Origin of the sequence: Nonomuraea sp. NPDC050547, from assembly GCF_044457345.1 — a bacterium.
GTDB lineage: Bacteria > Actinomycetota > Actinomycetes > Streptosporangiales > Streptosporangiaceae > Nonomuraea.
In genome coordinates this window covers 161,889-172,452 of the sequence record NZ_JBITGW010000007.1, presented here as the reverse complement: position 1 = coordinate 172,452, position 10,564 = coordinate 161,889, and the positions used below count along the sequence as shown (strand labels likewise).

Annotated in this window: 11 protein-coding genes; 6 read left to right on the top strand and 5 right to left on the bottom strand. The window is 71.1% G+C overall.

From position 1 onward, the window contains the following. Window positions 1-21: 21 nt before the first annotated feature. The 3 genes from ACIBHY_RS19240 to ACIBHY_RS19230 all read right to left on the bottom strand — a co-directional run bounded on the left by ACIBHY_RS19240 (window position 22) and on the right by ACIBHY_RS19230 (window position 2,986). Entirely contained in the window at window positions 22-966 is a 945-nt protein-coding gene (locus ACIBHY_RS19240; RefSeq protein WP_397246850.1) for a hypothetical protein, read from the bottom strand. 150 nt (window positions 967-1,116) lie between these two features. Next, the gene (locus tag ACIBHY_RS19235) at window positions 1,117-2,340 is read right to left on the bottom strand and encodes an FAD-dependent monooxygenase (protein ID WP_397307337.1); all 1,224 of its coding nucleotides are present in this window, start codon (window positions 2,338-2,340) and stop codon (window positions 1,117-1,119) included. 103 nt (window positions 2,341-2,443) lie between these two features. After that, window positions 2,444-2,986: a DinB family protein gene (locus ACIBHY_RS19230; RefSeq protein WP_397307336.1), complete on the bottom strand. Its 543-nt coding sequence runs from the start codon at window positions 2,984-2,986 to the stop codon at window positions 2,444-2,446. An 81-nt stretch (window positions 2,987-3,067) separates the two neighbouring features. Between ACIBHY_RS19230 and ACIBHY_RS19225 the strand changes: the two genes are divergently transcribed. The 3 genes from ACIBHY_RS19225 to ACIBHY_RS19215 are packed head-to-tail and all read left to right on the top strand — an operon-like array spanning window position 3,068 to window position 5,134. Further along, on the top strand, window positions 3,068-3,667 hold the full coding sequence (locus tag ACIBHY_RS19225; protein ID WP_397246844.1) for a TetR family transcriptional regulator: 600 nt from the start codon (window positions 3,068-3,070) through the stop codon (window positions 3,665-3,667). After that, the gene (locus ACIBHY_RS19220) at window positions 3,664-3,861 is read left to right on the top strand and encodes a ferredoxin (protein WP_397246842.1); all 198 of its coding nucleotides are present in this window, start codon (window positions 3,664-3,666) and stop codon (window positions 3,859-3,861) included. The genes ACIBHY_RS19225 and ACIBHY_RS19220 overlap by 4 nt, the downstream gene beginning before the upstream one ends. A 1-nt stretch (window position 3,862) precedes the next feature. Further along, the gene (locus ACIBHY_RS19215; protein ID WP_397246840.1) at window positions 3,863-5,134 is read left to right on the top strand and encodes a cytochrome P450; all 1,272 of its coding nucleotides are present in this window, start codon (window positions 3,863-3,865) and stop codon (window positions 5,132-5,134) included. Here the strand turns inward: ACIBHY_RS19215 and ACIBHY_RS19210 are convergent, their stop codons facing one another. Then, entirely contained in the window at window positions 5,135-6,118 is a 984-nt protein-coding gene (locus ACIBHY_RS19210) for a TetR family transcriptional regulator (protein ID WP_397246838.1), read from the bottom strand. Window positions 6,119-6,268: 150 nt separating this feature from the next. On the opposite strand from ACIBHY_RS19210, the gene ACIBHY_RS19205 reads away from it, so the two are divergent. From ACIBHY_RS19205 to ACIBHY_RS19195, 3 genes are read left to right on the top strand one after another with little or no spacing between them, the layout of a single operon-like run. Continuing rightward, on the top strand, window positions 6,269-7,258 hold the full coding sequence (locus ACIBHY_RS19205; protein WP_397307335.1) for a Gfo/Idh/MocA family protein: 990 nt from the start codon (window positions 6,269-6,271) through the stop codon (window positions 7,256-7,258). After that, the gene (locus ACIBHY_RS19200) at window positions 7,255-8,703 is read left to right on the top strand and encodes an aldehyde dehydrogenase family protein (protein ID WP_397307334.1); all 1,449 of its coding nucleotides are present in this window, start codon (window positions 7,255-7,257) and stop codon (window positions 8,701-8,703) included. The genes ACIBHY_RS19205 and ACIBHY_RS19200 overlap by 4 nt, the downstream gene beginning before the upstream one ends. After that, a complete protein-coding gene (locus ACIBHY_RS19195; RefSeq protein ID WP_397246832.1) occupies window positions 8,700-10,067 on the top strand; it encodes a purine-cytosine permease family protein in 1,368 nt (455 codons plus the stop codon). The genes ACIBHY_RS19200 and ACIBHY_RS19195 overlap by 4 nt, the downstream gene beginning before the upstream one ends. Here the strand turns inward: ACIBHY_RS19195 and ACIBHY_RS19190 are convergent. Further along, complete coding sequence (locus tag ACIBHY_RS19190) at window positions 10,064-10,552, bottom strand: RrF2 family transcriptional regulator (protein WP_397246830.1); 489 nt, start codon at window positions 10,550-10,552, stop codon at window positions 10,064-10,066. The two genes, ACIBHY_RS19195 and ACIBHY_RS19190, sit on opposite strands and share 4 nt — an antisense overlap. Between the last annotated feature and the right edge of the window lie 12 nt (window positions 10,553-10,564).

Below are 10,564 nucleotides of genomic sequence, written 5' to 3'. Positions count from 1 at the left end.
TCGCATAACTAAATATCCGGCTCACCGGACCCGCCAGTCCTCCCTCCGCGGCGGATAGGCGAAGGTCTGGACGTCGGCCCAGTCCTCCCCGACGACGCGGTAGTCGTGGGCGGCCTCGCCGGCGGCGTGGCCGCGGCCGACGTCGAGCCGGTCGGCGACCGTCCAGACACCGTCGACCTCGTGCTCCACGGTGTAGAAGAACTCGTTGAAGCCCGAGGCCGACACGGACGTGTTGACGATGGTGAGCGAGTCCCGGCCCGTGGTCAGATGCGGCGGGAGCGTGACGATCTGGTCGCGCCACTTGTAGACGGCGTCTTCGAGCAGCGGCCGCCACTCCGCGGCCGGGGTGCCGTTGACGGTGATCGTGGCATGTTGCAGGCCGACGCCCACGTCCAGCCGGCGGACCAGCCGCACCCCCGTGCTGGCCGGGTCGACGCGCACGGTGAACCGGCTCGACCCGCCACGGGGGAACGAACGGCCGTCGTCACTGACGATGTGGGAGACGCCCACGAAGTGGCCGGGCACCCCTCCGGACGAGCCGCGCTGGGGAGTCCCCCGCTGAGCCATGACGCCGAGGCTGATCGCCACCGTCGCCACGGCCATCGCGGCCAGCAGCCCGGCGCGCCGCCACCGCCGGGCCGTCCCCACACGCACAGGTGAGACCGGCGGCTCGGCGTTCGCCCCCGGGGGCAGCCGGCCGACCCGCACCCGGTCCCACGCCTGTTCCCACGCCGGAAGCTGGGAATCGGGAACCCGGCACCCCCGCAGGAACGCCACCATCACCGCCTTCTTGGGGAAACGCCGGCCGGCCAGCATGTCGGCGCACGTGGTGCGCGGCAGCCGCGCACCACCCGCCCTGTCCGCCCGCGTCTCCAGCTCCCGAAGGGACATGTCGGCCCGCGCGAACTGCTCGGCCAGCAGCTTCACCAGGTCCTCGTGACAAGTCACCGACTCCGGCCCGCTCATCGTCCCCGACCCTCTCCCCATCGCCAGCAACCACAGAAAGTGTACGAGCGATCGCCGAACGTGTCCGGCGTCTCGGGTGCGACGCGGCATGGGCGGAGGTCGTCCGGCGGTGTCCCACCGAAGCTCGACCCGTCAGGTGAGTCCTGCGGCCTATGTGAGCCCTACCGCCGGGGCCGCGGAGTCCGGCACCCCCGCGTAGTCGGGCAGCTCGACGCCGTTGATCGCGCGCCCGACCAGCTCGGCGAACCATTCACCGGCGAAATCGGGACCCGGCTCGGCGTCCGGCCCGGGTACCTCGCGGCTGCGGGCGTTCAACCGGGCGATCTCCTGGTTGGCCTCGACGAACGAGCGCATCCGCGCCTCGTAGCGGGCGAACCCGGTGGCGGGATCCCACCCGGCGGCGGCCAGCTCGCCAGCCAGCACGTAGGCGCCGACCAGCGCCACCCCGGTGCCCTGCCCCGACATCGGCGAGGAGCTGAACGCCGCGTCCCCGAGCAGCCCCACCCGTCCACTCGACCAGCCGTCCATCACCACCTGGGCGACCTGGTCGAGGTAGAAGTCCGGGGTGTCGTCCAGGTGCGCGAGGATGTCCGGGGTCAACCAGCCCAGGCCCGCCATCCGCTCACGCAGCAGGGTCTTCTGGGCCGCGACGTCACGGTGGTCGACGTCGAAGCCGGCCGAGGCGAAGTAGAACATGGCCATCGCCCGGGTGGCGTCCTGGATGGGCCGCAGGAGGGCGGAGCGCCCGGACTCCTGATCCTGGTACTCGAGCAGCCAGCGGTCCAGCCCGAACTCGTTGGGCACGCTGTAGAAGGCCAGCACGTGCCCGAGATGGCGGAGGAACCGCTCATGCGGCCCGAAGACCATCGCTCGCAGCGCCGAGTGCAGCCCGTCGGCCCCGACCACCAGGTCGAAGCGCCGCCGGTCGCCGCCCGCGAAGACCACGTCGACCCCGTCCGCGTCCTGGGCGAGCTCCGTGATCCGGTCGCCGAAGACGTACTCGACGCCGTCGCGGGTGTCGTCGTAGAGCACCCGGGACAGGTCCCCGCGCAGGATCTCGATGTCCGCGATGAACCCGTCGCCACCGTGGTCGTCGGCGCGGAAGGTCTCCAGCACGTGCCCGTCCGCGTCCACGGTGTGCGCGCCGGCGGTGTCGGTGCACGCCGCGCGCACCGCCGCGTCCAGCCCCATACGCTCGATGACCTCCCTGGCGATCCCGCGCGCGTCCACCGCCTGCCCGCCGGGACGCAGCTCGGGAGCCCACTCCACCACGGTCACCTCGGCCCCCCGCCGGCGCAGCCAGTGGGCCAGCGCGGGCCCCGCGATGCTCGCCCCCGCCACCAACACCCTGGGACCGGAGTCGTCGACGCTCATCACTGCCTCCATGCTGTCGGTGTGTCCAGCCGTATAGACCACGGACCCGCACAAAACTCATCGGCACGCCCGAAATCCCGCGCCCAGAAGTGCGCGATACGGCTCAGTTCTGCCAGCGGTAGAGGTCGCGCAACAGGGAGATCTCGCCGCCGTGATGGATGAGCTCCCTGTTGACGTGCAGGACGATGCCCTCCATGGGACGCCGCTCGGGACCCACCGGGGGCGGAGCGTCCAGGTCGGCGTCCGAGAGTTCGCGGACCCCCGCGTTCCATCTCCCGTACATCTCGTCGAGCTGCTTCAGCGCCTCGTCAGCGGTTCCCGCGTAGGGGAAGGTCTGGGAGTCGACGTCCTGGCCGCCGAAGTGCCATCCGACCCGATAGCCCAGGCACGAGACGATGATGTGCGCCAGCCGCCAGGCGATCGTGGTCACCGGCGCCGGCACCGGGTCAGGGGACCCGAAATCCATGGTCCACCCGCCCGAACCCAGCGGCATCGGTGCGGCCGAACTGCCCTGTGGGCGGATACTCCAGCAGCCGCGCACCGGCTCCCAGAAGTACTCCTCGTCGGTCAGACCGTCCAGCCGCGGCCGCAGGTTCGAGCGCCAGTACCAGTCCAACTGCTCCGCGAGCCGCTCACTCCTTGCCATTTCCGCACCCTACAAGCCACGGAGACCTGGGCTGCGCTGAAAAGTCTTGACGTATCAAATGAACGGTCTTTTAATTCGGACATGGGCCGCATCGCCGGCGTCACCGCCGCCGAGACACGTCAACGGCTGCTGCACGCCGCCGCCGAGGCGTTCGCCGAGCGCGGGTACGACGGGACCCGGGTGGCCGACATCGCCGCCGCCGCCGGGGTCAGCAACGGGGCGCTCTACGCGCACTTCGGTTCCAAGGCCGACCTGCTCGTGGCCGCCCTGCGCGCGCACGGCCCGCGACTGCTGGCCGAGTTGCTCACCGCCGAGCCCGACCGGTCGATCACCGATCTGCTCCTCATCGTCGGCGGCCGCCTGCCCGAGCGGCGCGAGGCCGCGGGCTACCTGATCGTCGAAGCCCTGGTGGCCGCCCGCCGGGACGAGGAGCTGGCCAGGCCCATGCGCGGGTACGTCGGCGAGCGCGCCGACTGGCTGGCCGGGCTGGTGGAGGCCGCCCAGCACGCCGGGGAGATCGGGTCCGACCTGTCGCCGGACGCCCTCGCCCACTTCTGCCTCCTGCTCGCGATGGGCAGCGCCCTGATCACCCCCGACCTGCACGCCGTCGACGCCGGGGAGTGGGCCAAACTGCTCTCCCGCGTCGTGACCGCGCTAGGAGCACAGGAGCACAAGCAGTGAAAGTCCACATCAACGCCGAACGATGTCAGGGTCACGGGCGCTGTTACGACCTGTCGCCCGAGCTGTTCACCGAGGACGACGAGGGTTACGGGCAGGTCGCCGGCGACGGCCTCGTGCGGGGCGCCGACGTGCCCGCCGCCCGGCTGGCCGCGGCCAACTGCCCGGAACGCGCGATAGCCGTACAGGAGGCGTGAGATGACCGTCGACGACCGCTTCACCCCCGCTGCGGACGACCGGCAGGACGCCCCGCTCGAAGGCACCCGCAACGAGATCATCACCGGCCCCGTCGCCGACTGGGCGACCGATTTCTCCCACACTGAGGGGGAATGGGCGGCTGATCCGTACCCCATCCAGGATGATCTGCGGCAGCGGTGTCCCATCGCGCACACCGAGCGGTTCGGCGGCGGATGGCTGCCCACCCGCTACGAGGACGTCGCCGCGATCGCCTACGACACCGAGAGCTTCTCCTCGCGCTCGATCATCATGAGCAATTTCCGCCCGCCCAAGGAGATCGCGCCCGTGGGCGGCGTGCCGCCGATCTCCTCCGACCCGCCCTTCCATCACGACGCGCGCAAACTGCTGCTGCCCGCCTTCACCAAGACCGAGGTGGGCAAGAGGGAGGCGGCGACCAGGGCGTTCTGTCATTCGCTGATCGACGCCATGGAGGGCCGGGAGGTCGTGGACGTCGCCCGCGACTACGCCCAGCACATCCCGGTACGCGTCATCGCCGACATGCTCGGTTTCCCGGTGGAGGACGGGCCCAGGTTCCGCGAGTTCATCGAAAGCGCGCTGGAAGGCGTCAACCTGCCGCCGGACGAGCGCGTCGCCAACATGGGCCGGCTCTTCGACTATCTGCTGGTCCAGATCCGCGACCACGTCGACCGCCCGCGTGAGGACCTGACCACCTTCCTCATCGACGCCGAGCTGTACGGCCAGAAGCTCTCCCCCGACCACGTCGCCGGCACCATGGCCCTGCTGCTCATCGCCGGCATCGACACGACGTGGAGCGCGATCGGCGCCTCCCTATGGCACTTGGCCAAGACCCCAGCCGACCGCGAACGCCTGGTCGCCGAGCCGGAGCTGCTGCCGACCGCCATGGAGGAGTTCCTGCGCGCCTACGCGCCGGTGACCATGGCCCGGCTGGTGAAGGAGGACCTGAGCTGGAACGGCGTGGAGATGAAGGCGGAGGACTGGATCCTGCTGTCGTTCCCCGCCGCCAACCGCGACCCCGCCTACTTCGAGCGCGCCGACGAGGTCGTGATCGACCGCGAGGTCAACCGGCACGTCGCCTTCGGCCTCGGCATCCACCGCTGCGTCGGCTCGCACCTGGCCCGCATGGAGCTGCGGATCGCGCTTGAGGTGTGGCTGGAGCGCGTCCCGTCCTTCACGCTGGCCGATCCGGAAGCGGTCACCTGGGCCACCGGCCAGGTCCGCGGCCCCAGAACCCTTCCGATCCGGCGCCTCTGATCACGGGCGCCGCGGCCGGAGTGTGCTCTCGACGAAGTCGTGGACCAGGTGGGCCATGCGCTCGTAGGACATCCACTGCCGGTCCAGGACGGCGGCCTGCCCAAGCCCGTCGAGCAGCCCGATCAGCTGCTCGGCGATGGCGTTCACGTCGCGGGCCGGCCTGAACTCGCCGGACCGGACTCCCTCCTCGATCACGTCGAAGAAGTACTGCCGGAACCGGGTGGCCATCGGCAGGTCCGCACCGGGCAGCCTGCCGCGCATGGCCACGTGGAAGTACTCCAGCCACAGGACGAACTCGTCCCGCTCGGCCCCGTTGGTGGGGATGGCCAGCGCGATCAGGCCGGCGAGCTTCTCGGCGCAGCTCGCCGGCTCCGCCATGATCGCGTCGCGCAGCCCCGACGCCTTCTCATGGGCCTGCCGCAACGCTTTGAGCAGGATCTGGTCCTTGTTCGCGAAGTAGTAGTGGACGACGCCGGTGGAGACGCCCGCCCGCGCCGCCACGGCCCGCACGGTCGTGGCCTCAAGCCCCTCCTCCACCACCACGTCGCGCGCCGCCGCGAGCAACTGCTGCTCCCGCGACGGCGCGGCCGTTTCCGTCCTGGGCTCGGGCGGCTCCTCGCCGGTGTTCCAGACCTCGCCGAGCGCGTCCAGCCCCGCACGCTCCTGGCGCACCTTCTTCAACAACCTCCAGGCCGTGGCGTACGGCAGGCCGAGCTCGCGGGCCAGATCGGCGGCCCCGACACCCCGCCTGGCCCGTTCGCGCCTGATGACCGCGAACCAGGTGGCGAGGGGTGTGGACGAACCGTGAAAGACCGTGCCCGCGGTCGGGCTGACCTGGTGCCCGCAGGTGGCGCAGCTGTAGGTCCGGCGCCCGTGGAGCCGGTGGAATCCCCGTAGTTCACCGCAGACCGGGCACTCGGCGTGCTTGCCGTCCGGGCTGAAGCGGGCCCGCCAGAGCCGGTCGAGGATCTCGTCCTCGGACATCCGTCACTCCCTGAAGATATGAATCCGCGCTGACTACTTGTCCAAGATATTCCTTGACAAGCACCGCAGGCGTATTTAAGTTCCTGGACACATAGTCAAGCAGGTTATTCATTTATGCACGTATACCTGCTCAGGTGAAGGAAGCCAACCATGCAAAAGGTGAACTGCGCGGTCGTCGGACTGGGCTGGATGGGCAGGATCAGGGTCGCCGCCCTGCACGCCAGCGGAGCCGCACGGATCGTCGCCTGTTGCGACCTCGACCCCGAGACGGCCGCGGGACTGCCGGAGGGCGTGCGCTTCTCGACCGACGCCATCGAGACCGTCACCTCCGGCGACGTCGACGCGGTCTTCGTCAGCACGCCCGACGGCCGGCACCGGGAGCCGGTGATCGCGGCACTGCGCGCCGGCAAGCACGTGTTCTGCGAAAAGCCGGTGGCGACCACGCTCGCCGACGCCGACGCGATGGTGGCCGCCGACCCCGGAGGGCGCCTGGTCGTCGGGCACTCCCTGCGGGCCGACAGCCGGTATCTGGCCGTGCGGGCGGCGACGGACGCGCTCGGGCCCGCCGTACACACGGTGACCAGGCGGAACTGGCCCGCGTCAGAGGGGCGGCGGCAGCAGGGACAGACGTCACTGGCCCTCTACCTCGCGGTGCACGACTTCGACGTGCTGCAGTGGATCGTGGGATCGCCGATCGTCGAGGTCAGCGGGGTCGCCTCGCGCACGCCCGTCCCCGGCCTGGACGAAGGCGGCGCGCACTCCATCGTCGCCACGCTGCGCTTCGCCAACGGCTGCGTCGGCGCCCACGAGACCTCCTGGGCACTGCCCGACCAGGCCGGCCTGGACCAGGGTGACCACGCCCTGTCCTACGTGGGCGTGAACGGCAACGCGTACCTGACCGAGCGAGACCACGGCGTCGTGGTCCACGGCGACGCCGCCCAGTTCCCCGACGCGCTGAACGGCGAGGTCTTCGGCGTCCAGACCGGGATGTACGTCAACGAGGTCGAGCGGTTCCTCGCCACCGTCCGCGAGGGCCGCCCGCCCCTGGTCACCGGGGAGGAAGCGCGCGGCGCCCTGGCCGCGGCGCTCGCCCTGGAGCAGTCCCTGCGCACGGGCCGCCCGGCCGGGGTCGCGGCATGAGCGCCGACGTCCGGCACCTGATCGGCGGGCGGAGCGTGGCCTCCGCCGACGGGGCCACGTTCGAGACCGTCGATCCGGCCACCGGGTCCAGGCTGGCCACGGTGGCGCTCGGCGGCGTACCCGAGGTGGACGCCGCCGTGAGCGCGGCCGGAGCGGCGGGCGAGCGGGACGACTGGCGGCGGCTGCCGCCCGCCGAGCGGGCGCGGCTGCTGCGCGCCCTGGCGGAGGTCGTGCGGAGCGAGGCGGAGTCCATCGCCGTCACCGAGTCCCGCGACAGCGGCCACCCCATCGAGGACGCCCGCGCGGACGTCGCGGTCTGCGCCGAGATCCTCGAGTACTACGCCACGCTGCCGGAGAACGTCCGCGGGACCAGCTATGCCGAGCAGCCCGGCTTCCTCACCACCTCCCGCCGGGAACCGTACGGAGTCGTCGCGGCGATCGCGCCCTGGAACTTCCCGTTCTTCTTCGCCGTCACCAAGACCGGCCCCGCCCTGGCCACCGGCAACACCGTCGTGCTGAAGATGGCCGAGCAGACGCCGCTGACCGCCGCCATGTTCGGCGAGCTGTGCTCGCGCGCCGGGTTCCCGCCCGGCGTCGTCAACGTCGTCAACGGCGACGCATCGACCGGCGCCGCGCTGGTCGCGCACCCCGGCGTCAGCAAGATCACGTTCACCGGCTCGACCGAGGTCGGCACGCTGATCCAGCGGTCCGGGGTGAGCTGCCACCTGGAGCTCGGCGGAAAGACGGCCAACATCGTCACCGCCCACGCCGACCTGGAGACCGCCGCCGCGGCCTCGGTGTTCCATGCCTTCTTCAACGCCGGGCAGGTGTGCACGGCCGGGTCCCGGCTGCTGCTCGCCGAGGAGATCGCGGAGGAGTTCCTGGAACTGTTCCTTCGCGCCACCGCGAAGGTCGTGGTCGGCGACCCGATGGATCCCGCCACCCAGATGGGCCCGCTGGTCAGCCGCGAGCACCGCGACGGCGTCGAGCGGGCCGTCGACGCCGCGCTCGCCGAGGGCGCCTCGATCGCCTACGGCGGCGGCCGTCCCCGCCAGGAGGGCGCGTTCCTCCAGCCCACCGTGCTCGACGGCGTCACCCCGTCCATGGCGGCGGCGCGGGAGGAGATCTTCGGCCCCGTCGTGTCGGTCCTCAGGTATCGCGACCTGGACGAGGCGGTACGCGTCGCCAACGACACCGTGTACGGCCTGGCCGCCACCGTCTGGACCGACCGCCTCGACGAGGCCGTCGAGCTCACCGACCGGCTCCAGGCCGGCATCGTCTGGACCAACGCCCCCTTCCGCGACCACGCCCACGTCCCCTACGAAGGCCACAAGGCCTCCGGCCGCGGCGAGGAGGGCGGACTGGAGACCATCCGCGAGTTCACCAAGCTCAAGGTCAACTACCTGGCCCACCGGGCCCAGCCCTCGCCCTGGGAAGCACCATGACGCTGGAACGACGCAGCATCGACATCATCCCCGCCGACGAGCGGACCGGCCGGCCGCGCGACCTGTTCAGCATCTGGTTCGCCGCCAACATCGGCCCGCTGACGTTCGTCACCGGCGGCATCGCGCCCCTGGTCTACGGGCTCGACTTCTGGTGGAGCCTGATCGCGCTGCTCGTCGGCCTGCTGCTGGGCGGGCTGGCCATGTCGCTGCACAGCGCCCAGGGGCCTCAACTCGGGGTGCCGCAGATGATCCAGAGCCGCGGCCAGTTCGGGGTCCGCGGGTCGCTCATCGTCCTGGTCGTCGTCCTGATCATGTACGTCGGCATCTACGCGGCCAACATCGTCTCCGGCGCCCAGTCCGTCAACGCCGTCCTGCCCGCGGTGCCGATCTGGCTGCTCTCCGCGCTGTTCGCGGTCGTCGGCCTGGTCGTGTGCGTGGTCGGCTACCAGCTGATCCACCTCATCGGCCGCGTCATCACCGCGGTGTCGGTCGCGACCGTGGGCGTGCTGGTCGTCGGCATGGCCGTCATGGGCAACGTCCCGGCGACCGTCTTCCAGATCGGCCAGCCGACCCTGCGCGGCTTCCTGGGCACGATGGCCGTCGGCGCGCTGTGGCTGATCGCGTTCGCGCCCTACGTGTCGGACTACTCCCGCTACATGCCCGCGCGGACCGCCAGCCTCCGCTCCACCTTCTGGTGGACGTACGCCGGCGCCGTCCTGGGCGGCATCGTCCCGATGGCCGTCGGCGTCATCGTCTCCATCGCGGTCCGCGGCGACGTCCTGACCGGGATGCCACAGGTGCTCGGCGGCCCGTTGAGCACGGTCGCGCTGCTGAGCTTCGCCGCGGTGATCATGCACTTCAACGCGATGAACCTGTACGGCGCCGTGCTCGCGGTCGTCACCATCGTGCAGACCTTCCGCTCCCGCTGGCTGCCCGGCACCCGCGAGCGGGCGGCGATCGGCGCGGCGATGGTCGCGGTGGCCTCGTTCGTCGCCCTGCTGATGTCGGACGACTTCGTCACCGGCTTCACCAACCTGATCATCCTGCTGCAGTACGTGTTCATCCCCTGGACCGCGGTCAACCTGGTCGACTTCTACCTGGTCCGCAAGGGCCGGTACGCCGTCGAGGACTTCTTCCTGCCCGACGGCGGCCGGTACGGCATGTACGACAAGCCCGCCCTGATCGCCTACACGGTCGGGATCCTGGTGGAGATCCCGTTCATGAGCACCATCCTCTACACCGGCCCTGTCGCCGCGGCCCTGTCCGGCGCCGACATCAGCTGGATCGTCAGCCTCGCCGTCACGATCCCGCTCTATCTCCTGCTGGCCCGCACCCGATCGGCCGACCTCGCACCGGCGGTCTAACGGCCGGTGGTTTCGCGCGTGAGCCAGCTGCCGACGGCGGCCATCGCCGTACCCCCGCTGTCGGCGTCGATGCGCTCGGCGAGGTCCGCGATCGTGACCTCGCCGAGCGCCCGCGCCCAGGCTTCCTCGGCGGCCGCCATCGCGCGGGCGATCGCGCAGGGCCGCTCACACCGCTCGGCCGGAAGGGCCAGCGGCCCGCGCTGACGGATCTCGGTGCACCGGTAGGCGGGCTCGGTGCCGTCGATGGCTCGCACCACCTCCAGCGCCGAGATCTCAGCCGCTGGCCTGGTCAGGGAGTACCCGCCGACCTGGCCCGCCGTGGAGCGCACGATGCCCGCCCGCGACAGCGCCTGCAGATGCTTGGCGAGGTAGGCGGGCGGGGTGCCGTGCAGTTCCGCGAGCCGGGCGGCGGGCACGGGCTCGCGGCTCTGGCTGAGCGTGACGCAGCTGTGCAGCGCCCACTCCACCCCGTTGGACAACTTCATGGTCCCCATCTT